This is a genomic window from Bradyrhizobium sp. URHC0002, assembly GCF_054059515.1.
On sequence record NZ_JBSSCF010000001.1, the window covers coordinates 5,508,556 to 5,533,598 of the forward strand.

Consider the following 25,043-nt stretch of genomic DNA (forward strand, 5'->3'; position numbering starts at 1 on the left):
TTTCCCGCGCCGCTTCCGGCGGCGCATTTTCCTGGATCTGACAGGTCTCTCGATGTTGTATTTCACGCGGTGGAAGGCGCTGGCGATCATTCTGACCGCGCTTGTGGTCTGCCTGTTCGCGGTTCCGAACTTCTTTCCCCAGGAGCGGGTGAAGACCTGGCCGGCATGGGCGCAACGCCACATCGTGCTCGGCCTCGACTTGCAGGGCGGCTCATACCTGCTGCTCGAAGTCGATTCCAACTACGTGAAGAAGGAAAAGCTCGATCAGGTGCGCGACGAAGCCCGTCGCGTGCTGCGCGAGGCCAAGATCGGCTATACCGGTCTTTCTGCGCGCGCTGATGCGGTCGAGGTTCGCGTCAAGGAGACCGACCTGCAGGCGGCCATTCCCAAGCTGCGTGAACTGTCGCAGCCGCTCGGCGGTCTGCTTGGCTCCTCAGGGCAGCGCAGCCTGGAAGTTTCGGACGCCGGCGGCGGGCTGATCCGCCTCGTGGTGCCGCAAGCCGCCATTACCGAGCGCGTCCGGCAAACCATCGAACAGTCGATCCAGATCGTCGAGCGCCGCATCAACCAGCTCGGAACGGTCGAGCCGCTGATCCAGCGCCAGGGCACCGACCGGATCCTGGTTCAGGTGCCGGGCTTGCAGGATCCGACCGAGTTGAAGCGCATTCTTGGCACGACCGCCAAGATGGAATTCCGCATGGTCGATCCGTCGATCTCGCCGGATCAGGCCCAGCAGGGACGCGTGCCGGCCGGCTCGGAAGTCCTGATGAGCGAGGCGTCGCCAAAGGTGCCTTATGTCGTCAAGACGCAGGTGCTGGTTTCCGGCGCCGACCTGACCGATGCGCAGCCGGGTTTCGACCAGCGCACCAATGAGCCGATCGTCAACTTCAAGTTCAACAGCTCGGGCTCGCGCAAATTCGCGCAGGCGACGTCGGAGAACGTCGGCGTGCCGTTCGCGATCATCCTCGATAACAAGGTGATTTCCGCACCCGTGATCCGCGAGCCGATCACCGGCGGCCAGGGGCAGATCTCCGGCAGCTTCACCGTGCAGGGTGCCAACGAGCTCGCGCTCCTGATGCGTGCCGGCGCGCTGCCGGCGCCGCTGACCGTGATCGAGGAGCGTACCGTCGGTCCGGGCCTCGGCCAGGACTCGATCGAAAAGGGCGAACTGGCTGCCTATGTCGGCTCGATCCTGGTGATCGTGTTCATGCTGTTGACCTACCGCCTGTTCGGCGTGTTCGCCAATATCGCGGTCGCCATCAACGTCGCGATGATCTTCGGTATCCTGTCGCTGCTCAACGCCACGCTGACGCTGCCCGGCATCGCTGGCATCGTGCTGACAGTGGGCATCGCGGTCGACTCCAACGTGCTGATCTATGAGCGCATCCGCGAGGAGCTGCGCGGCGGCCGCAACGCGATTTCCGCGATCGACGCCGGCTTCCGGCGCGCGCTCTCGACCATTCTGGACTCCAACATCACCACCTTCATCGCCGCCGCGGTGCTGTTCTACATCGGCACCGGCCCGGTGCGCGGCTTCGCCGTTACGCTCGGCATTGGCATTATCACTACAGTCTTCACCGCCTTTACCCTCACCAGCCTGATCGTCGCCGGCTGGGTGCGATGGAAACGGCCGAAGACCGTGCCGATCTAGGGACCTCATTGTGACTCAATTCGTTCTCATTGGGCTGGGCGTGCTGATCGCCGTGCTGACTGTGGTCGCCGCGCTCGATCTGCTGCCGCCGCTGCGCATCGTCCCCGACGATACGCATTTCGACTTCACCCGCTTTCGCCGCATCAGCTTTCCGATTTCGGCGGCGCTTTCGATTCTGGCGATCGTGCTGTTCTTCACCCACGGCCTGAACTTCGGCATCGACTTCCGGGGCGGCACGCTGCTGGAAGTGCAGAACAAGGCTGGTCCCGCGGATATCGGCTCGATGCGCGCAACGCTGAGTACGCTCGGGCTCGGCGACATCCAGCTGCAGCAGTTCGGCGGCCCGAACGACGTCCTGATCCGCGTGGCCGAACAGCCCGGCGGCGACGCCGCGCAGCAGGCGGCGGTGACCAAGGTCCGCGGCGCGCTCGGTGACACCGTCGATTACCGCCGCGTCGAAGTGGTGGGTCCGCGTGTTTCTGGCGAATTGCTGGCCTACGGCATGCTCGGCCTGATGCTCGCGATCTTTGCGATCCTGATCTATCTCTGGTTCCGGTTCGAATGGCAGTTCGCGCTCGGCGCCATGATCGCCAACGTCCACGACATCGTGCTGACCATCGGCTTCATGTCGATCTCGCAGGTCGATTTCGACCTCACCAGTATCGCGGCGCTCTTGACCATTCTCGGCTACTCCCTGAACGATACGGTCGTGATCTACGACCGCATCCGGGAAATGTTGCGGCGGTACAAGAAAATGCCGATGCCGCAGCTCCTCAACGAATCCATCAATTCGACATTGTCGCGCTCGATCATCACCCACGTCACGGTGACGCTGGCCCTGCTGGCGCTGCTCGTGTTCGGCGGCCACGCGATCCACAGCTTCACGGCGGTCATGATGTTCGGCGTGGTGCTGGTCGGCACCTACACCTCGATCTTCATCGCCGCGCCGATCCTGATCTATCTCGGCGTTGGTGAGCACCGCGACGCGCCGGATAAGCCTGCGAAGAAGTAAAAGATGCCCACATCCTCGGACGCTCCGCATCTTCCGAGGTCGGCGCCGATCGAAGCCTACGGCAAGGGTGGCTTCGCCTTCGCCGACATGTCGCATCGCGGCTCGCTGCTGTGCCTGCCGGATGCGATCTGGGCCTGGCAGGTGACCAGGCCTGCAGAGATCGACGAATATTCGCTCGCGCGCGTCTTCAAGGCTGCCAATTCCATCGACACGCTGATCGTCGGCACCGGCACTGAAGTCTGGGTGGCGCCAAAGAGCCTTCGCGAGGCGCTGCGCGCCGTGCGCGTCGTGCTCGATGCGATGCAGACGGGACCGGCGATCCGCACCTACAACGTCATGCTTGGCGAGCGCCGGCGCGTCGCGGCGGCATTGATCGCGGTGCCATGAGCGGGGCGGCGACGTCGAAAGATTCCGCCGCGTTCTGCGCCGATCTGGTGCGCACGCACGACTTTGCCCGCTATGCATCGACGCTATTCCTGCCACAGATCCAGCGCCGCGCGCTGCTGTCGGTCTACGCCTTCAATGTCGAGATATCGCGCGTGCGCGAGCAGGTCAGTCAACCTCTGCCGGGCGAAATGCGGCTGCAATGGTGGACCGACATGGTGGAAGGTGCCGGCCATGGCGGCGTCGAGGGCAATCCGGTCGCGGCCGAGCTGTTGCAGACGATCGCCGAATTTCGCCTGCCGGTCGAGCCGCTGTCGCGGCTGATCGACGAGCATCAGTTCGACCTCTACAACGATCCGATGCCGTCGATGGCGGCGCTGGAGGGCTATGTCACCGACACCTCCTCGGCGCTGTTCTCGCTCGCCGCGCGGATCGTGGCACAGCCGTCGGCTGTGATCGAACATCTCGCACGCCATGCTGGCCTCGCCCAGGGCATGGCGCAGGTGATCGCAACGCTGCCGCTCGATGCCGCGCGGCGCCAGCTATTCCTGCCGCTGCAGTTGCTGCAGCAACATGGTAGCGGGATGGAAGCGGTCTTTTCCGGCAAGCAGACGCCGCAGGCGCGCGCGGCGACCGATCAGTTGGCGGGGGAGGCCCGAAAGCATCTCGGCACGGCCTTCGAACTGCTCACGCACGTGCCGCCGCAGGCGCGGCCGGTTTTCCTGCCGCTGGCGCTGGTCCGCCGCGATCTGACGCGTATGTCGCGTGCCGACGCCGATCCCTTCACGCCGCACACGACGTCGCGGTTGCAGACCTTGTGGACCTTGTGGCGCGCGGCGCGGTCGCGCGAATTTGGCGGGTAGGTGGCCGCATCGTCATTGCGAGCGACGCGAAGCAATCCACCTCACAACACGAAGAAAGAATGGATTGCTTCGCGTCGCTCGCAATGACGCTGGGAGACCTATCGCGAATTCAACTCGCTGCTTTCAAAATTGAACCGGTCCCGCAGATTCTTGCGGCTCTCCAGAATGTCCTTCATGAACGCGCGGTCGACGTCGCTCGTGATCAGCGGCTCGATCAGGTCGAGCTGGTTCATCGCGACGAGTTGCAGGATCTCGGTGCGCGGTTTGCCGGCGGCGTCGCGCGGCAGGGCGTGCACCACCTGGATATGCTCCGGGGGCTTGACGCCTTTGGCGGAGGACAGTTCGCTGCGCAACTGCTTTTCCAGCGCGACGTCGTCGGCCTCGACAAAGGCGTACAGCCCGACGCCGGTGCGTCGGTCGGCGAAAGCCACGATGGCGGTGTCGCGTACTTCAGGGTTCTTCCTGATCAGGTCGATCAGGACCGGCGCGTCGTTGACCAGCCGTCGGCCGCCGCCTTCGCGGTCGGTGAAGTTGAACAGGCCGCGGGTGATGGCCTGGTAGACCTTCTTGCCGGTCTTGAGCCAGATACTGGCGACAAAGGATTTGCGCGCGAGAATCTTGCGCTCCATCGGCGTCAAAGCCTGTGGCGCGTAGCTTCGCTTGTGCTTCAGCAGATGGCGCAGGTCCTCGTAGGCCGCGATCCGGAACAGGCGGCTTCTTGTCTTGAAACAGGCGGCCAGTTGAAAATCGGTGACATAGGCCCGGCCATCGCTGCCGCGGAGCCAGTTCTGCTCCTTGGCAAGATCGTTATGGCAGATGCCGGCGCGGTGCAGCTTGCGCAAAGCGAGCTTGGCAGAGCGGAAATAGGCGAGGTCGCCATGCGGTTTTGCCAGATGCAGCGCGACCCCGTCGATGAAACCGCGCACCAGCGCTCTTCGGCCGGCCCATAGCAGTTTGGGGCCGACATCGAGATCGCGCGCCAGCGCCAGCGCGTGGCGTTCGCGGGCGAACAAATGGCGGGCCAGCGGATAGGACCACAGCGGCACCTGGTCGAGCCGGCGCAGCACCGCATCGACCTCGCCAGAATCTTCGCGAAACCGACCGCGCTCGACGGTCGAGAACACGTCGCGCTTGAGAAGCACGCCTTCGGTCCAGCGCGCCGACAAGATGGCGGCGTCGTCTTTGGGCAAGCTCATGGTGTCAAGCCGCCGCTGCTATGCGCAGATGATCTGTTATCCAGCGATCGAGATCGGCCAGGGCGCGAGCGCTGAGCGCCTGCTTTTTTGCCACCGTCTTCTCGTTGCCGCGCAGCCTTGTGCCGTCGGGTTTCTTGGTCGGCGGACTGGCCAGCGGCGGGAACAGGCCGAAATTGATGTTCATCGGCTGAAACGATCGCGTTCCGGCTTCCGGCGTCTCGATGTGGCCGCCGGTGATATGCCCGAGCAGCGACCCCAGCGCCGTGGTCACGGGCGGCGGTTCGAGCGACTGCGCCCGCGCGTTCGCTGCGGCGTAGAGGCCGGAGATCAGGCCGATGCTGGCGGATTCCACATAGCCCTCGCAGCCGGTCATCTGGCCGGCGAAGCGCAGCCTTGGCTGCGCCCGCAGCCGCAATTGCCCATCCAGCAGCTTTGGCGAATTCAGGAAGGTGTTGCGATGCAGGCCGCCGAGCCGGGCGAACTCGGCGTTCTCCAGGCCCGGAATGGTGCGGAATACGCGCTGCTGCGCGCCATAGTTCAGTTTGGTCTGGAAGCCGACGATGTTGTAGAGCGTGCCGAGCTTGTTGTCCTGGCGCAGTTGCACGATCGCGTAGGCCTTGACCGTCGGGTTATGCGGATTGGTCAACCCGACGGGCTTCATCGGTCCATGCCGCAACGTCTCGTGGCCGCGCTCGGCCATCACTTCGACCGGCAGACAGCCGTCGAAATAGGGCGTGTTGGTCTCCCAGTCCTTGAAGTCCACCTTGTCGCCGGCCAGCAGCGCGGCGACGAAGTCGTCATACTGCTCTTTCGTCATCGGGCAGTTGATGTAGTCGGCGCCGGTGCCGCCGGGCCCGACCTTGTCGTAGCGCGACTGAAACCACGCCACCGACATGTCGATGGAATCCTTGTGCACGATCGGCGCGATCGCATCGAAAAACGCCAGCGCGTTCTCGTCGGTGAGTTGGCGAATGGCGTCCGCCAGCGGCGCCGAGGTGAGGGGGCCGGTCGCGACGATCACGTTGCCCCATTCGGCGGGCGGCAGGCCGGCGATTTCGGCCCGGTCGATCTCGATCAGGGGATGGTCGTGCAGGGCCTTGGTGACGGCCGCGGAAAACCCGTCGCGGTCGACCGCCAGCGCCCCGCCCGCGGGCACCTGGTTGGCATCGGCGCAGCGCATGATCAGCGAGCCCAGCCGGCGCATCTCGGCATGCAGCAGGCCGACGGCGTTGTTGGCGGCGTCGTCCGAGCGGAACGAGTTGGAGCAGACGAGCTCGGCGAGACCCTCGGTGCGGTGCGCCTCGGTCATTCGCTGCGGGCGCATCTCGTGCAGGACGACGCGAACGCCGGCATTGGCAACCTGCCAGGCGGCTTCCGAACCGGCGAGGCCGCCGCCAATCACATGGACGGTGTCAGTTTGGGGAGTGGAGGAAATCATGCGCGCAGGGTTAGCGCGTTTTCGCGCCAAGCGCACCGGTCCGCGTCAAGAAAACGCGTCAAACTAAGACCAGAAACGACAACGCCCGCAGCGGGGCGGGCGTTATCCGTTCGTCAGGCGGCTGAACAGAGATCAGCTGGCATAAGTCCCGGCGGCAACGCGCGGAATGTCCGAACGATCGAGGCCGATATCGGCCAGTTCGCGATCGCTGAGCTGGGACAGTTCGCTGACATTGCGCTGATAATCCCGGAACGCCTGGATCATGCGGATGAGCGAGAGTAGCATCGTAGTCTCCTTGCAGTTACGATTCAGCCTTTGAGGTTGGCGTCATCGTTGAAATGAATATAGCTTAGATTCCGCAGTGCAGAAGTTCCGATGTTGCGATGCAGCTAATCCTAAAACGCATGGCAATGGTAGCATCCGCTTAACCTTTGCGCATGGCTGCCGGACCGATCGGCCACCGCGACCGATGGGGTACCTGTTCATGCAAGTAGTGACGTAAATTTGCGGGTTTATTGTAATCGGTGGATAACTCTGCGGTCTGGCCAAATGGCGGTCCAGGGAGGCCGAGCACAAGCACACGGCGATGCCAAGCGGACAAAATGTACGAAAAGACTAGGCTTTTTGGAACAATCTTATGCGCAAATCGCATGCGTCTCGTTACATAAGAATGAATATATATTCATTATGGAAAGCGCCGAAATGCCGCCTGCCTGTGCAACTCTGGGGGCTGGGCGGCCAACCTGCGTCTCGATACAAGCCTGCCCGCGCGAGGTTGATCATGCAGCGCCGGTCTGCTGCGCCGGCGTCCCCGGCGTTCGGCCTGCCGGGCCGAGGAAGGCCCCGCCCAATTGCTTGTCCTGTTGTCGTCTGCGATGGCGCGCCTGAGGTGCCCGCCATCGTTGCCGCGGAATGATTTGCATCACGACCAAAGGTGATTGCCGCAAGCCGCGCTTGCCTTTGTTGCCAGTCCGTAATGAAAAAGCACGATTCCGCATAAGGCCTCTGCGCGCTGCGCTCACAACCTCGCGCGAAGTTCATTCTGAAGTTCTCCCGCTTCGGCGAACAATTGCTGTTGCAGGCGGCAATGGCGCAGTCTGTCCAAAAACAAAAAGGGAGTTACCATGCTCAACAAATTTCTCGGAGCTACTGCGATAGCAGCTCTGGCATTTGCCGTCTCTCCAGCCAACGCCGCGCGCGTCAAAGCGGCCGCCTGCAGCGGCGACAATCTGAGCAAGACCGAAACAATGATCGAGAATATGGCGGACGGTGAGGGGAAGATCGCCGCGCAGAAGGAAATCGCGGCTGCCCAGGATGCCATGCTGAGCGGCAAGGCGGGTGCCTGCGCGGCGCATCTGAGCAAGGCGGTGCATGTGGGTACGGCGAAGTAGATCAGCTTGCAAAGGGCCGGTCGGCTTGCGATCGGCCCTTTGAATTTTTTTGTTCAAGGCGCCCGCGAAAGCTGCGTCGCGAAATAGGCGATGGTCTTGGCGTAGACCTCGCTCTTGTTCCACTCCTTGATCGCAGCGAAATTGGCGCTGCCAGGCTCCCAGTCCTTGCCGCGTTGCCAGCCGTGGTTGGCGAGGAAGTTGGCGGTCGAGGCCAGCACATCCGGTGGACTGCGCAGGAGATCGCGGCGGCCGTTGCCGTCGAAATCGACCGCGAACTTGATGTAGGACGACGGCATGAACTGGGTCTGGCCGATTTCGCCCGCCCATGCGCCGCGCAAATCCTGTGGCGCGATATCGCCGCGCTCGACGATGCGCAGCGCGTCCATCAGCTCGGCCTTGAACATGTCGGCGCGGCGGCAATCATAGGCCAGCGTCGCCAGCGAGCGCAGCGTCGCGAATTTTCCGATATTGACGCCGAAATCGGTTTCCAGGCCCCAGATCGCCACCAGCACTTCGCCAGGCACGCCATAAGCCTGTTCGATACGACCCAGCACCGAGCCATATTGCTTGAGCATGTTGGCGCCGCGGGTCAGCCTGGGCGGAACCATGCGGCCGGAGAATTCCTCAAACGTCTGGCTGAACACCTTCTGCGAATGGTCGCGGGCCAGCACGCTCTTGTCGAGCGTGACGTCGGTCAAGCCAGCCTGTATGGCTGAGGCGGAGATGCCTTTGGCGGCAGCTTCTTTCTTGAAATCTTCCAGCCAGGTTTCGAACGAGCCGGTGCCGCACGGCGCGGCGAATGCGGGCGCCGCAGAAGTCATCAACAGGGCGCCCAGGGTCAGAGCGCGCAGAAAAAGGCGAGAGATCATCGGGCCGTTCGCTCCACGATCGATGTATCATCGACGTTGTAGCGTTTTCGAGCGAAGTGGCTACCGTTCGCGTGACGAAAACGCGTCAAAAAAGGGAATCGAGAGCTTCGGGTTCTGATTCAACCAGAACTGAGGCTCCAGTGTCCAAGCTACGCCGAATGTTCGGAGCAAGATCGGCCAAAACAAGGCTGATGTCGTAGCCTTCAATGCCTTTCCGTTGAATATGCTCAATTCATCGTTAGTGAGCGGTGAACGACAACACCGCCGGTCGGTTCGACCGGCGGAGTGATCGACCAGGTTCCGTGCAAGCCTATGCGCTGTCCTTGCGCCGCCAGGGGAACAGATTGGCCGGGAAATCGGCAGCGGGCTTGCGTTCGCGGTGCGCGCGGGGCGGAAGCGGCTGCGGATTGAGTTCCGGCTCGATCGTCTCCCGATAGAGATGCCACGTGGCGTGCCCAAGCAGAGGAATGACGACGGCGAGGCCGAGGAAGGCCGGCAACGATCCTGCCACCAGCAGCACCGCGACGATCAATCCCCAGACCGCCATCGGCACGGGATTGCGTGCAACCGCGCGCAGCGAGGTCACCATCGCATCGCCGGCGCCGGCATGGCGGTCGAGCATCAACGGGAACGACACCACGCTGATGCACAGCGCGATGAGGGCAAACAGGAAGCCGACGCCGCAGCCGACCACGATCAGCCACCAGCCTTGCGGCGTTGTCAGCACGCGCTCGGCAAAATCGGAAACGCCCGCCACGCCGGCATAGCCGAACGCGGCGATATAGATCGCCTGCGCGGTAGCCACCCACGTCACGAACAGCGCCAGCAACAGCACACCGAGCCCGAGCATCGCGCCGAACGATGGCGAGCGTACGACCTCGAGCGCGTCCCAGGCGGTTGCCTGTTCGCCGCGTTCGCGACGGCGGCTCATTTCGTAGAGGCCGAGCGCAGCAAACGGGCCAAGCAGGGCAAAGCCGGCGGCGAGCGGAAACAACAGTGGCAGCACCGAATAGCCGAGCACGACGCGTGCCAGCATCAATCCGAGCACGGGATAGATGATGCACAGGATGATTGCGTGGCTTGGTACGGCCTTGAAATCTTCCCAGCCGAGCTGCAAGGCCCGATGGAGTTCTGATAGGCCGATGGTTCGGATCACCGGCGCAGATGCGGTATCTGGCCCGCTCTGCGTCAGTGATGTGACATTGCCTTGATAAGAAGTGGCCATGGTCGCTGTCTCCCTTCGGTGGTCGCACTTTGCGCCAGACGAGAGACGCAAACGCCCCGTTCAAAACGATCACCATCAGGCCAGACGCGAAGACAGGATGCTGGAACTGGCCTTGTCGCGAACTGAACAGCCAGCGTACTCCCAAACAGCGACAAAGGCACTCACGCTTAGGTGAATGTTTCATTGGCAACGCTCGCCCGTCTGGCTAAACTTGTAGGCGATCCCGGCGTGGTGCTGCCGGTCAAACAGTGCCGCGAGAGACAGAACCCCATCTTCAAGTCATTGGGAGTGAACGATGAGCATTTTCGGAAAAATCATGGGTGCGATCTTTGGCACCAAGGCGGACGCAGCACCGGCCAGCGGTGGCGCGGCTGCGGGCACCGCGTCGTCGGGCGGAGCCGCATCTTCCGGCGGTGCCGCAGCAGCACCGGCCGCCGCCACCGTCGAGGTCGCGCCGATTCTCGACAAGGCAGTCGCCGCCAAGGGCGAGAAGCTGGCGTGGCGTACCTCGATCGTCGACCTGATGAAGGCGCTCGACATCGATTCCAGCTTCTCCGCGCGCAAGGAGCTCGCGAAGGAACTCGGCTATACCGGCGATAGCAACGATTCCGCTAGCATGAACATCTGGCTGCACAAGCAGGTCATGACCAAGCTGGCCGCCAATGGCGGCAAGCTGCCGCCTGATATCAAGCACTGACGCTTCGCCCGGTTCATGGATGCGAAGGCCCGCGGCGACGCGGGCCTTTCTTCTTTTGGTACGATTGCAATGCAGCAACGCGCAAAGGTATCCCCTTCGCGGAGAAAACGCTGTAGACAGGGCGGACAAGAAGACTAAGCAAAACAAGGAGGACGCCAATGAGCGATGTCGATCGCAGGACCATCCTGGCAACGGGCGCGCTGGCGCTGGCCGGCACGGCCGTACAAGGCGGTACGGCTGCCGCGCAGGCCGGCCCGAAATCGATTTTTCCGGTTGGCACGACGACCATCCCGATCGTGGGGGAGACCGATGTATTTCCGGTGCGGCGGATCTATTGCATCGGGCGAAACTATGCCGCGCATGCGCGCGAAATGGGTTCGGACCCCAATCGCGAGCCGCCGTTCTTCTTCCAGAAACCGACCGACGCGATCCAGAATGTCGCGATCGGCGCGGTCGGCGATCATCCCTATCCCTCGCTCACCAAGAACTATCATTACGAAGTCGAACTGGTGGCGGCGCTGAAATCCGGCGGCACCAATATTCCGGCGGAGCAGGCGCTCGACCACGTCTACGGCTATGCGCTCGGCCTCGACATGACGCGGCGCGATCTGCAGCGCGCGATGGGCGACGAGAAGAAGCCATGGGAAATCGGCAAGAGCTTTGACCGCTCCGCCGTGCTCGGGCCGATTCACCCCGCGGCCAAGACCGGACATTTTACCAAGGGCGCGATTTCGCTCGCGGTGAACGGCACGGTCAAGCAGAACTCCGATCTGCGCAACATGATCTGGAGCGTGGCGGAGCAGATCTCCAAGCTTTCGGATGCCTTCGAACTCAAGCCGGGCGACATCATCTATTCGGGCACGCCGGAAAATGTCGGCCCGGTCGTGAAGGGCGACGTGCTGTTGTGTAAGCTCGAGGGCCTGCCGGATATGTCGATACGGATCGTTTGAGAATACTGCACCCACCGCCGTCGCCCCTGCGAAAGCAGGGGCCCATAACCACTGAAGGCAATGATAGGCGAGAGTATCGCCCACGCTGTCTTCGATCGAGCGCAACGTTTAACCACACGGAGTGTGGGTCCCTGCGTTCGCAGGGACGACAGCGAATTGCGCCGGCTTCACCCCGCCAGATCGGAAAACTCCGGGTTTCTGCGCAGGTAATCCACGACAAAGCCGCAGCCGGCGATGACCTTGCGGCCGTCGGCGCGGATCAGTTCGAGCGCGCCCCTGACCAGTTCGGAAGCGATGCCGCGGCCACGCAGCGGGCGGGGCGTTTCGGTATGGGTGATGATGACGGCCGAGGGCGTGACGCGATAGTTCGCAAACGCCACAGCGCCGTCGACGTCGAGTTCGAAGCGGTTTTGAGCCTTGTTGTCGCGGACGGCGGCCATGTGGCGATTCCCGGATGATTCACGCCTTCATTTAGGAACATGAACCCGCCGATGCAAACCGGCGGCGACGGGGGAACCGGCTCGCCAGGGATTGGCTGACATGCGGGTTCTGACCTGCCTTACGGCTTTGCTGGGCGCCGCCGTAATGTTCGCGCTCGCAAGATCTTTGCAGGTGAGGCCTTGCAACGGGGTGTGGGGTTCCCACGTCTTTGGGATGACATACGCCGCCGAAGCGGCCGCGTCTGCTCGATATCGGAAATGCTGTGATCGCGGCCGCCGACGTATGCCTCTTTGCGAGAGGAGGTTTACAATGTCGGGCTTTGGTTTCTTCAACAAACATCGCACATGGGAAGACTGGTTCGGCATGCTGCTTGGCGCGCTGATCGTGGTATCGCCGTGGTTTCCTTTCTCCAGCCACGACGTGATGGACGCCGAACGCAGCACCATGATCCTCAATACGTTCGTGGTCGGCATGCTGATCTTCGGCCTGGCCCAGCTCGAATATGTCGCACTGCAGCGCTGGGAGGAGGTGGGCGAGATCGCGCTCGGCCTCTGGCTGATCGCTTCACCGCTCATCCTCGGCTACTCCGGCGACGACATGCTTCGGGCCTGGCACATCGCCCTCGGTGCAATCGTCGTCCTGCTGGGCGCGCTTCAGCTTTGGCAGGATTGGCGCTTGAGCGATCAGGAACTGGCCAACCATTCGTAGCAATTGCGGGCAGGGCCCGCCGGCCCCATACGTGGCCGGCGGGCCTTCGAGCCAAACCCTAGTGCTTCAATGAAGCGACGAGCAGGGCGCGGACCGACCACGGGCTGCCGTCGGCGGCGCCCTTGATGTCGTCGATCTTCCATTGGCCAGCCTCGTGGACAAAGTCGTAGCGGATGGTCTTGTCGGCCGCCTTGGCGCGCGCCTCCCGCTGATGACTTTCGATCGTGACGGCGACCGTCGCCTTGTCGGCTTCCTGCTTCTCGGCAACCACCTTGAACGATGTCACGTCCGGATCCTGCGAGTTGGTGACGGGATCGAAATCGATCGGCCCGACATCCCCCTTCGGCGTGCGGGCGTCCGCCTTGGCCCAGAGTGCGACCAGCGATTTCGACAGGTATTTTGCCTTCGCCGCCTTGTTCTCGATCACAAACCCGCCGCCGCCATCGCCCTTGTCTTTAGCGGCACGGGTGTAAATGGCGGTCACGATGCCCACGGGATCGTCCGGCGCCGCCAACCCCGCGCGCGGCAAGATGGCGGCCAGCAGGCCGGCTGCGCCAGACAATATCAGCTTTCGACGGGTAACCATGGTGATCTCTTAAATCGTTGGTGCGGGCTTATGGACGGGAGTGCAGGGCTGGCTATGGTGATGCGTGCAACGCTTGCCGGGAGATTATCATGGCCAATGAAAAAGGCCCCAACATCAAGAAGAAGCAGAAATGCAAGAATTGCGAGGGCAAGGGCCTGCTGAAGAAGGGCGACAGGGTGGTCAAATGCCAGCGCTGCAAGGGGACCGGCACACGGTAACGCCGGCCCGCGGCGGATTTAAGCAGGCGCAAGGCTTTCTGCCAGTAGGCTTTCTGCCAGGAGGCTTTCTGTCACGAGGCTTTCTGCTATCGTCGGAATGAGGTGTTCCATGTCTGTTTTTCGAAGCGTGATGGTTGATTCCCTGTGACTGAAACCGTGACTATTCCCACCCCGCGCGGCGGCCTGGCGCGGATGTCACGCCGGGTGATGAACCTGGCGCACATGCTCACCCAAAATGCCCGCCGCCATGGCGACCGCATTGGCTTCATCTGGGGCGACAAATCCTGGACCTGGCGCGAGATCGACGGCCACGTCTCTGCGCTGGCGGCGGGACTCGCCGCGCGGGGCATTGCCAAGGGCGACCGCGTCCTGGTGCATTCCAAGAATTGCGACGAGATGTTCTGGTCGATGTTTGCGGCCTTCAGGCTGGGCGCCGTCTGGGTGCCGACCAATTTCCGCCTGATGCCGGACGAGGTCGCCTATCTTGCCACCGCTTCCGGCGCGAAGGCCTTTCTGTGCCATGGCGATTTTCCGGATCACGCTAAGGCTGCCGCCAATCCCACGCTCGAATTCATCTGGCGGATCGGCGAGGGGACGTTTGGTGAAAAGGCCGTGGGCGGCGTGATCGCCGATCATGCAGGTGCCAGGATCGATAACGCAGCGGTCGATTACGACGATCCCTGCTGGTTCTTCTTCACCTCCGGCACGACCGGGCGCTCCAAGGCGGCGGTGCTCACCCACGGCCAGATGGCCTTTGTGGTGACAAATCATCTCGCCGACCTGATGCCGGGCACGACGGAGACCGACGCCTCGCTGGTGGTCGCGCCGCTGTCGCATGGCGCCGGCGTGCACCAGCTCGTGCAGGCGGCGCGCGGCGTGCCGACGCTCCTGCTGCCGTCGGAGAAATTCGATATCGCCGAAGCGTTCCGGCTGATCGAGGCGCATCGCGTCAGCAACATTTTTACCGTGCCGACCATTTTGAAGATGATGGTCGAGCATCCCGCCGTCGACAAATACGACCATTCCTCGCTGCGCTTCGTGATCTATGCCGGCGCGCCGATGTATCGCGAGGACCAGAAGGCGGCGCTGAACAAGCTCGGCCCGGTGCTGGTGCAATATTTCGGGCTCGGCGAGGTCACCGGCAATATCACGGTCATGCCGGCCAATCTGCACGATCCCGAGGATGGCCCGCAGGCCCGCATCGGCACCTGCGGCTTCGAGCGCACGGGCATGCAGGTCTCGATTCAGGGCGACGACGGGCGCGAACTCAAGCCCTTCGAGACCGGCGAGATCTGCGTGGTTGGTCCGGCCGTGTTCGCCGGCTATTACGACAACCCCGAGGCCAACGCGAAGGCGTTTCGCGACGGCTGGTTTCGTACCGGCGATCTCGGCCACATGGACGAGGAAGGATTCGTCTATATCACCGGCCGCGCTTCGGACATGTACATCTCGGGCGGCTCCAACATCTATCCGCGCGAGGTCGAGGAGAAGATTCTCACGCATCCGGCGATCGGCGAGGTCGCCGTCCTCGGCGTGCCCGACCCGTTCTGGGGTGAGGTGGGCGTTGCCGTCTGCGTCGCGCGCGAGGGTGCGGTCGCGGTGAGCGAGGCGGAGTTGGCCGCGTTCCTGGCGCCTAAGGTGCCGCGTTACAAAATGCCGAAGCGCTTCTTCTTCTGGGAGGCGCTGCCGAAATCCGGCTACGGCAAGATTCCGAAGCGGCTGGTTCGCGATGAACTCGAGGCGCGAGGGTTGCTTGAACTCGTTGCGAAGTCGACGGGCACCTGAGGGATGCGCAGCATTGACCAACCCGGCGCGGCGGTGCCCCAGCGTATCCAATGGGTCGAGGCCCGGGGCCGCGCGTTTTCATTCACGCTTGCCGCCGGCCTGCCGCTGCTGGAAGCCGCGCGCCGCGGCTTTGCCGAGGCCGGATTTTCAGGCGGCGTGCTGAGCATGCGGGGAGGGGCGCTTGGGCCGTTTGCCTATGTGATGCCGGCGCTGTCGAAGACCGGCACCAACGCGGCGTTCTACAGCGATACGTTTCGACCCTCCGGCATCACGCAGCTGAAGCTCGGCGCGTTGACACTCGGCGAACGCGATGGTGCGCCGTTCTTCCATTGCCACGGACTGTGGACCGAGACCGACGGATCGCTGCACGGTGGCCACATTCTGCCCGAGGAGAGCATCGTCGCCGAATCGTTCGCAGTGGAAGCGTTCGGCATCGACGGCGCGATGTTTGTGGCCGAGCCCGATCCCGAGACCAATTTCAAATTGTTCGGGCCAGTGGCGCGCGCCGGCACCGATGTGAAGGCCGACAGCCGCGCCTTCGTGCTGCGGCTGCGGCCGAATCAGGATTTTGCCGCGGCGCTGGAGACGTTCTGCCGGCAGCACGGAATTTTGCGCGCGCGGATTCATGGCGGCGTAGGCTCCACCATTGGCGCGCATTTCAGCGATGGCCGCACCGTGGTGCCGTTTGCGACCGAGCTTGCGATCAAGGCCGGCACCATTGTGCCCGGCGCCGACGGCACGCTGCAGGCGGAGCTCGACGTCGCGCTGGTCGATTATCTCGGCGGCATCGCGGAGGGCCGGCTGATGCGCGGCGACAACCCGGTGCTGATGACGATGGAGCTGGTGCTCGAGGTGGTGTGAGCGGTCCGTTATCCGCTCCAAAAGCGGAGTCATACCCCGCGCATGCGGGGTATCCAGTACGCCGCGGCTTATCAGCCAATCACTGCTGCCTTTGGAATACAGGGTCACCCGCTTTCGCGGGTGACGACGGTTCGTATCATTCCGTAAGATGGGCACGCTACGCTTTGCCCACCCTACAGTTCTCGACCTTACCTGAAGTGATAGTTCACCCCGACCTTGATGGTGTGGAAGTCGATATTGCCGGAAGGCTGCGAGTCGCCCAACAGATTATAGTTCTCGCTGCCGAGGCTGGTGAACATGTATTCGCCCTTGGCCGACCAGTTCGGTGCGAACATGTATTCGATGCCGCCGCCGAGCGTATAGCCGGTATGAGTGTGGCTATCCGAAGACGTTGCGCCGAACGCTGGCACTGAAATGGTGGTCTTGTTGTTGCCCCATGCAAAACCGCCCTTGGCGTAGAGAAGCACCGCATCCATCGCGAAGCCGGCACGGCCGGTCACGCTTCCGAATGAATTGATCTTGGAGTCTACCGTGGCCTGAATTCCAGCGTCTTCTACGATGAAGCTGTCCTTGAGGCTGGCGCCGGCGGCGTCGACTTCGACACCGAACACGAACTGGCTGCCGGGGAGCTGCCAGTTGTAGCCGACCGTGCCACCGCCGAAGCCACCGCTGCCCGCATCGGTCCCCCAGCCATAGCCGCCCATCGCGCCGACATAGAAGCCTGACCAGTTATACGCCGGAGACACCACCGCCGGAGGGGCCTTGGTGTAGGGCCGCGCCTGCATGTCGGCGGCGGAGGCCGCAGTCGCGACCGAAAGGGCCACACCAGCTAGAAGTAGTCGTTTCATATTTTGTCCCCTGTAGTTGAGCATTCGTATAACCCCCTGCGGGCTCGATAGCGAACCGATCGCACCGGCATGGTGACGTATCGTTGTGGAAACGGGCGCGAACGCGCCCTCAAAGAGCCGTCTGCAAGCGACGTCCGGCGGATGTGAGAACGTTCGCTTGCGGGTTAACCATACGATTTGTATGCCGGCAAAAGTTGGACCGAAGCGCGACCGCGCATTGACACGGGCAGGTTGCTATTTCGACGGCACTGCGGCGACGCGCGGCGCGGAGTTGTTCGACTTGTGAAGAGAGCGGCGGCTGTGTTCGTGCAATCACGATCGTTGTGTACGCGTGTGCGAGTGCTCAGTACGCCGCGGTTTGTCGTTTAAAGCATCGATATCGCTTGGAATATCGGGAGGCGTCGTGGTTGCGCTCTCTCCACGTCATTGCGAGCGAAGCGAAGCAATCCATTCTTTCTTTATGCCGCAGCATGGATTGCTTTTGCGAGAAGGGCTGGTCAGATTTTTGGTGATTTGCCCGTGGTGTCAATTGGTCGCAGGCCGCTGCATGAAGTTGCGCTTGCGCGTAAAGCAAATCAGTTCGCAGCCCGTGGGGTGGGCAAAGCGAAGTGTGCCCATCATCTTTCGTCGAACATGTCTTGGCACGCTTTGCCAACCCTGCGACTGCAGCATTTACCTCATCTGCGCTTTCGCACGTGAACGTTGATGTCGATATCGATGTCGCTGACGCAGGTCTGCGTCGTCTGATGCGAGCCGCCTTCTTGCCAGCGGCCCGCACGCGTGCGGGGCACTCCTGATATTCGCCAGCTTCAGGCATCGCCATTGCGGCAGCGGCCCTGAGCTCTCGCCGCCGAACTGCCAGGCCAGCACGACCTCTTCGCCGCGTTTGTTGGTGCCGATGATGTGCGGGCACAGTTCGCGCACGCGGCCGTCATAGATGCAGACGACCTGCTGCTCGCCGCGGATGGCGTTGCGGAAGAGGGTGTAGGTGGCGCTTGGCATGGGGCGGCTGTGCCATCTAGGATTGTACGGCTTCCATAGTATAACCATGACAAACGGCTTTGTTTCCGGGGATCCGACCCAATGGCTTACAGCCGCAACCGCCCGATCAACCTGCCGGCGCCGTACCTCAAGCGCATCTGGCTCGAACCGTCGCGCATCGCCAACCGCGAGGCTTATCCGTTCTGCCTTCCGTTGCTGCGCGATGATTTCGAATTGAGTTTCGACAAGGCGATCACCATCATCGTCGGCGAGAACGGCACGGGAAAATCCACGTTGCTTGAAGGCATCGCCGTACTCGCCGGCTACGACGAAGCCGGCGGCGGCAAGGGCTACATGACGGTCGACCACTCCTGGGCGTTGGAAAAAATGGGAGGCAAATTGTCCAGCGCGTTGCGGGCGAGCTGGCTGCCCAAAATCACCAATGGCTGGTTTTTCCGCGCTGAAAGCTTTTTCTCGGTCGCCCGATACCTGGACGAGATGGCCCAGAAATATCCAATGGGAGGAGGTCCGCCGCCCGACTTCCTCTCCCATTCCCATGGCGAGGGCTTTCTGCGCTTTTTCGAAGAGCGCTGCCAGCGCCAGGGCATCTTCATCTTCGACGAACCGGAATCTGCGCTATCACCCGCGCGCCAGATCGAGTTTTTGAAGCTGATGCGGCGGATGGAGAATATCGGCCATTGCCAGATCATCATGGCCACGCACTCGCCGATGTTGATGGCGTATCCCAACGCGACTCTGTTGCGGCTGACGAAGTACGGGCTGGAGCCGGTGACGGTGAAGGGCACCGATCACTACAAGGTCATGCGGGAATTTTACGAGGACCCGGCGGGGTTCGTGGAAGCGGCGATGGAGGAGTGAGGCTCCACCCATCCTACGCGCTGGAACCAGTCGTGCATTGGTGCTCCGCGGCAACCGGACGCCCCTGCCTACCCGGCTCATCCGTGCTATAAAGCCAGCAGATCAAGAGAAAACAGGGAGGACGCCATGCCTCATACCCTGGTGCCCAGTGATCGCGTTGAGCACGTGAACGTCTACTGCCGCGACGGCACAAAGCTCGGCTCGATCGAACGCCTGATGCTCGACAAGGCCAGCGGAACGGTTGCTTACGCCGTCGTCAAGACCGGAGGGCTGCTCGGCAGCCACCATCATTGTCCGATCCGGTGGGACGCCCTCCGATTTGATCCCGCGCGGCAGGTCTACCAGACCGATGTGACGCCGGAAGACCTGCGCGCCGGTCCGTCCGAACTCGATGAAGAAGCCTTCGACTGGGGCGATCGCTCGCGACCACATCCGCATTACTGGACGGTGTAGAACGCCGGTGCTTGCTGAAGGCATGATTCGTGCTGGCGGGGAACGCTTCGCTAATCCGCGCTACGCTTGCTGGCCTTGACGGCCTCAGCGCCAATATCCATGCGCAAACGAATAGCGATAATCCGGGGGATGGAGCGGACGAATGGACATTCGATCGACACTGACGGAGCTATGTGAAGCCTTCAACGCGCACGATCTTGATCGCATCATGGCGCTCTTTTCTGACGATTGTATCCTGGAGATGCCAAGGGGAAACAAGCCTTGGGGCTCCCGTTTCGAGGGCAAACGGAACGTACGGGAAGCGTTGGCGACACGCTTTGAAGGCCTGCCTGATGTCCACTACGGCAATGATGCACATTTTGTGGATTCGGCTGCCGACACGGGCATATCAAAATGGACGCTCACAGGCACCACCCGCGAGGGAGCGAGAAAAGAGGTCCATGGTTGCGACTTCTATACATTTCGCAACGGCAAGGTGATCCGCAAGGACTCCTACTGGAAGATCGTGGAGTAAAAGTCCGAGGTCTGTTCGCGAGATCGGAGCGCGTGGGGTCGGCGGAGCGAGACTGCCGCGGATGCCGGGATAAAGACCAGCGGGGTATTTGCTACCCATTCCTGAGGACTTCACATCTCATCACACCGCAATTCACTTTGACTTTCGCTACTCCGCCGCCTCGCTCGCGCTGCTGCTCTTCCGCGGCTTGCCATCCGCCTTCTTCAGCACCGGGGCCAGGAATTTTCCCGTGTAACTCCGCGGCGCCTTGACGATATCCTCTGGCGGACCCCACGCAACGATCTCTCCGCCGCCGTCGCCGCCTTCGGGGCCGAGGTCGATGACCCAGTCGGCGGTCTTGATGACCTCCAGATTGTGCTCGATCACGACCACCGTGTTGCCCTGCGAGACCAGCTCGTGCAGCACTTCCAGAAGCTTTGCGACGTCGTGGAAATGAAGCCCCGTGGTCGGCTCGTCGAGGATGTAGAGCGTGCGTCCCGTCGCGCGCTTTGACAGTTCCTTCGCCAGCTTGACGCGCTGGGCTTCGCCGCCGGAAAGCGTCGTCGCCTGCTGGCCGACATGGATGTAATCCAGGCCGACGCGGTGTAGCGTCTTGAAGGTTTCGCGGACACGCGGGACGGCCTTGAAGAACTCGGCGGCTTCTTCCACCGTCATGTCGAGCACGTCGGCGATGCTCTTGCCCTTGAACAGGACTTCGAGCGTCTCGCGGTTGTAGCGCTTGCCCTTGCAGGTGTCGCAGGTGACGTAGACGTCAGGCAGAAAGTGCATCTCGATCTTGATGACGCCGTCGCCCTGGCAGGCCTCGCAGCGGCCGCCCTTGACGTTGAAGGAGAAGCGCCCCGGCTCGTAGCCGCGCGCTTTCGCCTCGGGCAGGCCGGCGAACCATTCGCGGATCGGCGTGAACGCGCCGGTATAGGTCGCGGGGTTCGAACGCGGGGTGCGGCCGATCGGCGACTGGTCGATGTCGATGATCTTGTCGATGTGCTCCAGCCCCTCGATGCGGTCGTGGGGGGCGGCGCCTTCGCTGGCATTGTTCAGCTTGCGGGCGATCGCCTTGTAGAGGGTGTCGATCAGGAGCGTGGACTTGCCACCGCCGGAGACGCCGGTGACGCAGGTGAACAGCCCGAGCGGGATTTCCGCCGAGACGTTCTTCAGATTATTGCCGCGGGCGTTGATGACCTTGATGGTTCGCCTGTGGTTCGGCGGCTTGCGCTCGGGGATCGCCACCGACATTTCGCCGGTGAGGTATTTTCCCGTCAGCGACTTCGGGTTCTTCATGATCTCGGCGGGCGTGCCCTGCGCCACGATGTGGCCGCCATGCATGCCGGCGCCGGGGCCGATGTCGAGCACGTAATCGGCCAGACGTATGGCGTCCTCGTCATGCTCGACCACGATCACGGTGTTGCCGAGGTCGCGCAACCGCTTCAGCGTCTCCAGTAGCCGCGCATTGTCGCGCTGGTGCAGTCCGATCGAGGGCTCGTCCAGCACGTAGAGCACGCCGGTCAGGCCCGAGCCGATCTGGGAGGCGAGGCGGATGCGCTGGCTTTCGCCGCCGCTCAATGTGCCGGAGGCGCGCGCGAGCGTGAGATAATTCAGGCCGACGTCGAGCAGGAACGACAGCCGCTCGCGGATTTCCTTCAGCACGCGCGTGGCGATCTCGTTCTGCTGCGCGTTGAGCGCCTTCGGCACGGTCTGGAACCATTCGCCGGCGCGAAGCACCGACAATTCCGAGATTTCGCCGATATGCTTGCCGCCGATCTTGACGCACAAGGCCTCGGGCTTGAGGCGATGGCCGTTGCAGCCTGCGCAGGGAATGTCGGAGAAATACTTTGCCAGCTCCTCGCGCGCCCATTCACTCTCGGTCTCGCGGAAGCGGCGCTCGAGGTTGGTGATGACGCCCTCGAACGGTTTCTTGGTGTCGTAGGAGCGCACGCCGTCTTCGTAGGAGAATTTAATCTCGTCGTCGCCGGAGCCGTGCAGCAATGCGGCCTGCGTCTTTTTCGGCAGGTCCTTCCACTTGGTGTCGAGCGTAAACTTGTAGAATTTGCCGAGCGCGGTCAGCGTCTGGATGTAATAGGGCGACGACGATTTTGCCCACGGCGCGATCGCGCCCTTACGCAAGGTCGCCTCCTTGTCGGGAATGACAAGATCCTCGTCGATATGCTGCTCGACGCCGAGGCCGCCGCAGGCAGGGCAGGCGCCATAGGGATTGTTGAACGAGAACAGCCGCGGCTCGATCTCAGGGATAGTGAAGCCGGAAACCGGGCAGGCGAACTTTTCCGAAAACAGAATCCGCTCGGGGCCGCTCTTGTCGTGGATTTTTGCGGTCTTCTTGTCGGACTTCTTCTCTTCCGCAGCACCCGCCGGCGCGTCGGCGTATTCGATCACGGCCAGGCCTTCGGCAAGCTTCAGCGCGGTCTCAAAGCTTTCGGCGAGGCGCTGGCCGATGTCGGGGCGGACCACGATGCGGTCGACCACCACGTCGATGTCGTGCGGGAATTTCTTGTCGAGGATCGGCGCTTCGGAAAGCTCATAGAACGTGCCGTCGATCTTGACGCGCTGAAAGCCCTTCTTGAGCCATTCGGCGAGCTCTTTCTTGTACTCGCCCTTGCGGCCGCGCACGACCGGCGCGAGCAGATAGAGGCGGGTGCCTTCGGGCAGCGCCAGCACGCGGTCGACCATCTGCGAGACGATCTGGCTTTCGATCGGCAGCCCCGTGGCCGGCGAATAGGGCACGCCGACGCGCGCCCACAACAGGCGCATGTAGTCGTAGATCTCGGTGACGGTCCCGACGGTGGAGCGCGGGTTTTTCGACGTCGTCTTCTGCTCGATCGAGATCGCCGGAGATAACCCGTCGATCTGGTCGACGTCGGGCTTCTGCATCATCTCCAAAAACTGGCGCGCATAGGCCGAGAGTGATTCGACATAGCGGCGCTGGCCTTCGGCATAGATGGTGTCGAAGGCGAGCGAGGATTTGCCGGAGCCGGACAGGCCGGTGAACACGGCGAGCTTGTCGCGCGGTATCTCGACATCGATGTTCTTGAGATTGTGCTCGCGTGCGCCGCGGATGGTTATCGCGCGCGATGCGGAGCCGGCGTTAGGTTGGCGCTTCGCCCTGAGCACTTCATCCATATCGGCATTTCCAGGCGTGCAGGCGCGCGCCACGTTGGGCGCGCATTGCCGGGCTAGGCCGGGATCAGGCGCCGATGATTGAAAGTCGGAACATAGGAAGAACGGTGATGGATTTCCAGTGCCGCGTGCGAATCATCAACGGATTGTTTGCGCCCTCGGGTTTCAAGCGAAGTAGGGACCGGTTCGCGTCGGGAAAACGCTTCAAGCAAACGCTTTTTGGCAGTAGCAGTCAGCAGGTCCATCGCAGGAACCGCAAAACAAAACGCCTCCGTTCCGGTTTGATCGGAACGGAGGCGAGAGGCAGTTGCAGCAGAGAAGTCTTAGAAGTGATAGTTCACGCCGAGCTGAACGCTGTTGAGATTGATCGTTCCGACGGGAAGGCCGCCCCGCACAACGTTGCCGAAGTAGGTCTGGCCTTCGAGGCTTTTATAGAGGTACTCGGCCTTGACCGACCATTTCGGTGCGAACATGACTTCGACACCGGCGCCAAGGGTCCAGCCGGAGTGGAATTTGCTGTCCGAGATGCTCACGCCGAGCGCGGTTGCGGTGAAGCGGTTGTCGGACCAGGCCCAACCGCCGGTGCCGTAGATCAGGACCGAATCGAAGGCGTAGCCGACGCGGCCGCGAACGGTGCCCATGTCGCGAATCTTGTAGCTGAGCGAGGCGAGGCCCGGGACAACAGCCACGGTCGCGCCCACGTCCGCCCAAGCGGCGTCGGCTTCGATACCGAGGACGAGGTTGCCGGTCTGCCAGTTGTAGCCAGCGGTGCCGCCGGCGAATCCGCCGCTGAGCGTACCGATGTCCGAAGAGTTTTCCTGGGCGTAGCCGCCCATCGCGCCGAGGTAGAAGCCGGTCCAGTTGTTGATCGCAATCGCTGCGGCGGGCGCCTTGGTGTAGGGCCGCGCGGCAAGGTCTGCGGCGGCCGCAGGCGCGATCCCAAATGCGATCAGGGCGGTCGTCGTCAACAGAATTTTCTTCACTTTGTTTCTTCCTTCTTCGGGATTTCCAACGCAACTACGCGAGTAGTCTATTTGAGGTTGCTTGCGCATATAGCGCGAAGTCATCGCATAATGCTGTCGCCGAAAAACCACATCCGCGGCAAATGTAGGTAAGATACAACCGTGGCGGGTGCTGACTATGTCGGGGTACAACCAAACAAAAAGGCCGGCGCGAGGCCGGCCTTTCGGTCGTCAGTTGGTTGAAGGCGAAGATCAGTACTTCGCGATGACCGGGCCGCCCCAGCGGTAGTTGACGCGAACGGTGACGAGATCGACGTCCTGTTGGATACGTTCGTTACCGAAGAATAAGCCGGCGGTGTCGACGAAGGTGTGGGTTCGGTCCTGCATGAACAGGTGGTTGTATTCGATGCCGGCCGACCAGTTGGGGGCGAAGCCGAATTCGAGGCCCGCGCCGACCACGGCGCCCCAGCGGGTGTCGTCGCCGGTGGTGGCAACCAAAACGCCGGAGGGAACAGCAAACGCGCGGAAACGATCCGCCGTAACGGCGGCGCCACCCTTGACGTAGAACAGAACGTTGTTGGCGGCCCAACCGACCTGACCGGTGAACAGGCCGAACGCATCGATGCTCGACTGATTGCGGAGCGTCGGATCGAGCACGCTCACATTGCTGCCCCTGAAGTCGGCCCAGTTGCCCTGCGCTTCGAGGCCGAACACCCAGCTGCTGGCTTGCCAGCGATAGCCGATCTGGCCACCGACGGTGCCGCCTGTTGCGTCATGGCAGCCCTCAGCCCCGCCGAACACCGGGTCCACGAAGTCCCAGCACTTTTGGCTCGAACCCCAGCCGCCGTTGATGCCGAGGTAGAAGCCGCTCCAGTCGTACATGACGGGGACCGGCACCGGCGGGGCCTTGACGTAAGGGCGCGCCGCGAGGTCGGCGGCCGCCGCAGGGGCAGCGAACGCAATGAGAGCAACCGTACTCAACAGAAGCTTCTTCATGGTCTA

27 protein-coding genes and 1 pseudogene are annotated in these 25,043 nt (G+C 62.5%); 15 read left to right on the forward strand and 13 right to left on the reverse strand.

Going from position 1 to position 25,043, the window contains the following annotated elements; all coding sequences use genetic code 11:
- Positions 1–52 precede the first annotated feature (52 nt).
- From secD to ACVWVY_RS26835, 4 genes are read left to right on the forward strand one after another with little or no spacing between them, the layout of a single operon-like run.
- A complete protein-coding gene (secD, locus tag ACVWVY_RS26820) occupies positions 53–1,651 on the forward strand; it encodes a protein translocase subunit SecD (protein ID WP_456629185.1) in 1,599 nt (532 codons plus the stop codon).
- 10 nt (positions 1,652–1,661) lie between these two features.
- Positions 1,662–2,663, forward strand: a complete 1,002-nt coding sequence (gene secF / locus ACVWVY_RS26825) for a protein translocase subunit SecF (RefSeq protein WP_456629186.1) — start codon at positions 1,662–1,664, stop codon at positions 2,661–2,663.
- 3 nt (positions 2,664–2,666) lie between these two features.
- Positions 2,667–3,050 carry an Mth938-like domain-containing protein gene (locus ACVWVY_RS26830; RefSeq protein ID WP_456629187.1) on the forward strand — a complete coding sequence of 128 codons (384 nt, stop codon included), beginning with the start codon at positions 2,667–2,669 and terminating at the stop codon, positions 3,048–3,050.
- On the forward strand, positions 3,047–3,910 hold the full coding sequence (locus ACVWVY_RS26835; RefSeq protein ID WP_456629188.1) for a phytoene/squalene synthase family protein: 864 nt from the start codon (positions 3,047–3,049) through the stop codon (positions 3,908–3,910). The genes ACVWVY_RS26830 and ACVWVY_RS26835 overlap by 4 nt, the downstream gene beginning before the upstream one ends.
- A 98-nt stretch (positions 3,911–4,008) precedes the next feature.
- Here the strand turns inward: ACVWVY_RS26835 and ACVWVY_RS26840 are convergent, their stop codons facing one another.
- The 3 genes from ACVWVY_RS26840 to ACVWVY_RS26850 form a co-directional block, all read right to left on the reverse strand.
- Complete coding sequence (locus ACVWVY_RS26840) at positions 4,009–5,106, reverse strand: serine/threonine protein kinase (protein WP_456629189.1); 1,098 nt, start codon at positions 5,104–5,106, stop codon at positions 4,009–4,011.
- A 4-nt stretch (positions 5,107–5,110) separates the two neighbouring features.
- Complete coding sequence (trmFO, locus tag ACVWVY_RS26845; protein WP_456632316.1) at positions 5,111–6,544, reverse strand: methylenetetrahydrofolate--tRNA-(uracil(54)-C(5))-methyltransferase (FADH(2)-oxidizing) TrmFO; 1,434 nt, start codon at positions 6,542–6,544, stop codon at positions 5,111–5,113.
- A gap of 132 nt (positions 6,545–6,676) precedes the next feature.
- Entirely contained in the window at positions 6,677–6,829 is a 153-nt protein-coding gene (locus ACVWVY_RS26850) for a DUF1127 domain-containing protein (protein ID WP_456629190.1), read from the reverse strand.
- An 839-nt stretch (positions 6,830–7,668) separates the two neighbouring features.
- On the opposite strand from ACVWVY_RS26850, the gene ACVWVY_RS26855 reads away from it, so the two are divergent.
- Positions 7,669–7,935, forward strand: coding sequence for a hypothetical protein (locus tag ACVWVY_RS26855; protein ID WP_456629191.1), 267 nt, complete (start codon positions 7,669–7,671; stop codon positions 7,933–7,935).
- A gap of 53 nt (positions 7,936–7,988) precedes the next feature.
- Here the strand turns inward: ACVWVY_RS26855 and ACVWVY_RS26860 are convergent, their stop codons facing one another.
- Entirely contained in the window at positions 7,989–8,804 is an 816-nt protein-coding gene (locus ACVWVY_RS26860) for a lytic murein transglycosylase (RefSeq protein ID WP_456629192.1), read from the reverse strand.
- 310 nt (positions 8,805–9,114) lie between these two features.
- Complete coding sequence (locus tag ACVWVY_RS26865; RefSeq protein ID WP_456629193.1) at positions 9,115–10,029, reverse strand: DUF2189 domain-containing protein; 915 nt, start codon at positions 10,027–10,029, stop codon at positions 9,115–9,117.
- A 295-nt stretch (positions 10,030–10,324) separates the two neighbouring features.
- Between ACVWVY_RS26865 and ACVWVY_RS26870 the strand changes: the two genes are divergently transcribed.
- Both ACVWVY_RS26870 and ACVWVY_RS26875 read left to right on the forward strand, forming a co-directional pair.
- Positions 10,325–10,726: a DUF3597 domain-containing protein gene (locus tag ACVWVY_RS26870; RefSeq protein WP_456629194.1), complete on the forward strand. Its 402-nt coding sequence runs from the start codon at positions 10,325–10,327 to the stop codon at positions 10,724–10,726.
- Positions 10,727–10,884: 158 nt separating this feature from the next.
- A complete protein-coding gene (locus tag ACVWVY_RS26875) occupies positions 10,885–11,676 on the forward strand; it encodes a fumarylacetoacetate hydrolase family protein (RefSeq protein WP_456629195.1) in 792 nt (263 codons plus the stop codon).
- Between the two features lie 167 nt (positions 11,677–11,843).
- On the opposite strand, the gene ACVWVY_RS26880 is transcribed toward ACVWVY_RS26875, so the two are convergent.
- Positions 11,844–12,116 carry a GNAT family N-acetyltransferase gene (locus ACVWVY_RS26880; protein ID WP_456629196.1) on the reverse strand — a complete coding sequence of 91 codons (273 nt, stop codon included), beginning with the start codon at positions 12,114–12,116 and terminating at the stop codon, positions 11,844–11,846.
- Positions 12,117–12,426: 310 nt separating this feature from the next.
- Here ACVWVY_RS26880 and ACVWVY_RS26885 point away from each other — a divergent pair, with 310 nt between their 5' ends.
- Positions 12,427–12,825 carry an SPW repeat protein gene (locus ACVWVY_RS26885; protein WP_456629197.1) on the forward strand — a complete coding sequence of 133 codons (399 nt, stop codon included), beginning with the start codon at positions 12,427–12,429 and terminating at the stop codon, positions 12,823–12,825.
- Positions 12,826–12,883: 58 nt separating this feature from the next.
- Here the strand turns inward: ACVWVY_RS26885 and ACVWVY_RS26890 are convergent, their stop codons facing one another.
- Positions 12,884–13,411, reverse strand: coding sequence for a DUF3828 domain-containing protein (locus tag ACVWVY_RS26890; RefSeq protein WP_456629198.1), 528 nt, complete (start codon positions 13,409–13,411; stop codon positions 12,884–12,886).
- Between the two features lie 89 nt (positions 13,412–13,500).
- On the opposite strand from ACVWVY_RS26890, the gene ACVWVY_RS26895 reads away from it, so the two are divergent.
- From ACVWVY_RS26895 to ACVWVY_RS26905, 3 genes are all read left to right on the forward strand, one after another.
- Positions 13,501–13,629 carry a hypothetical protein gene (locus ACVWVY_RS26895; RefSeq protein ID WP_456629199.1) on the forward strand — a complete coding sequence of 43 codons (129 nt, stop codon included), beginning with the start codon at positions 13,501–13,503 and terminating at the stop codon, positions 13,627–13,629.
- A gap of 192 nt (positions 13,630–13,821) precedes the next feature.
- Positions 13,822–15,414 (forward strand): acyl-CoA synthetase, encoded by a 1,593-nt coding sequence (locus ACVWVY_RS26900; RefSeq protein ID WP_456632317.1) that lies wholly within the window; start codon positions 13,822–13,824, stop codon positions 15,412–15,414.
- 3 nt (positions 15,415–15,417) lie between these two features.
- A complete protein-coding gene (locus tag ACVWVY_RS26905) occupies positions 15,418–16,275 on the forward strand; it encodes a PCC domain-containing protein (protein WP_456629200.1) in 858 nt (285 codons plus the stop codon).
- Between the two features lie 188 nt (positions 16,276–16,463).
- Here ACVWVY_RS26905 and ACVWVY_RS26910 read toward each other — a convergent pair whose 3' ends face one another.
- Both ACVWVY_RS26910 and ACVWVY_RS26915 read right to left on the reverse strand, forming a co-directional pair.
- Positions 16,464–17,123 carry an outer membrane protein gene (locus tag ACVWVY_RS26910; protein ID WP_456629201.1) on the reverse strand — a complete coding sequence of 220 codons (660 nt, stop codon included), beginning with the start codon at positions 17,121–17,123 and terminating at the stop codon, positions 16,464–16,466.
- 672 nt (positions 17,124–17,795) lie between these two features.
- Positions 17,796–18,125: a hypothetical protein gene (locus ACVWVY_RS26915; protein ID WP_456629202.1), complete on the reverse strand. Its 330-nt coding sequence runs from the start codon at positions 18,123–18,125 to the stop codon at positions 17,796–17,798.
- A 192-nt stretch (positions 18,126–18,317) separates the two neighbouring features.
- Here ACVWVY_RS26915 and ACVWVY_RS26920 point away from each other — a divergent pair.
- The 4 genes and pseudogenes from ACVWVY_RS26920 to ACVWVY_RS26935 all read left to right on the forward strand — a co-directional run.
- A pseudogene (locus ACVWVY_RS26920) lies at positions 18,318–18,419 on the forward strand (AAA family ATPase); the annotation flags it as partial.
- A gap of 72 nt (positions 18,420–18,491) precedes the next feature.
- Entirely contained in the window at positions 18,492–18,983 is a 492-nt protein-coding gene (locus ACVWVY_RS26925; RefSeq protein ID WP_456632318.1) for an AAA family ATPase, read from the forward strand.
- Between the two features lie 126 nt (positions 18,984–19,109).
- Positions 19,110–19,436 carry a PRC-barrel domain-containing protein gene (locus ACVWVY_RS26930; RefSeq protein ID WP_456629203.1) on the forward strand — a complete coding sequence of 109 codons (327 nt, stop codon included), beginning with the start codon at positions 19,110–19,112 and terminating at the stop codon, positions 19,434–19,436.
- A gap of 142 nt (positions 19,437–19,578) precedes the next feature.
- Positions 19,579–19,950: a nuclear transport factor 2 family protein gene (locus ACVWVY_RS26935; RefSeq protein ID WP_456629204.1), complete on the forward strand. Its 372-nt coding sequence runs from the start codon at positions 19,579–19,581 to the stop codon at positions 19,948–19,950.
- Positions 19,951–20,097: 147 nt separating this feature from the next.
- On the opposite strand, the gene uvrA is transcribed toward ACVWVY_RS26935, so the two are convergent.
- The 4 genes from uvrA to ACVWVY_RS26955 all read right to left on the reverse strand — a co-directional run bounded on the left by uvrA (position 20,098) and on the right by ACVWVY_RS26955 (position 25,037).
- Positions 20,098–23,082 (reverse strand): excinuclease ABC subunit UvrA, encoded by a 2,985-nt coding sequence (uvrA, locus tag ACVWVY_RS26940; RefSeq protein WP_456629205.1) that lies wholly within the window; start codon positions 23,080–23,082, stop codon positions 20,098–20,100.
- A gap of 53 nt (positions 23,083–23,135) precedes the next feature.
- Entirely contained in the window at positions 23,136–23,324 is a 189-nt protein-coding gene (locus ACVWVY_RS26945; protein ID WP_456629206.1) for a hypothetical protein, read from the reverse strand.
- A gap of 78 nt (positions 23,325–23,402) precedes the next feature.
- Positions 23,403–24,062, reverse strand: coding sequence for an outer membrane protein (locus ACVWVY_RS26950; RefSeq protein ID WP_456629207.1), 660 nt, complete (start codon positions 24,060–24,062; stop codon positions 23,403–23,405).
- Between the two features lie 231 nt (positions 24,063–24,293).
- A complete protein-coding gene (locus ACVWVY_RS26955; RefSeq protein WP_456629208.1) occupies positions 24,294–25,037 on the reverse strand; it encodes an outer membrane protein in 744 nt (247 codons plus the stop codon).
- Between the last annotated feature and the right edge of the window lie 6 nt (positions 25,038–25,043).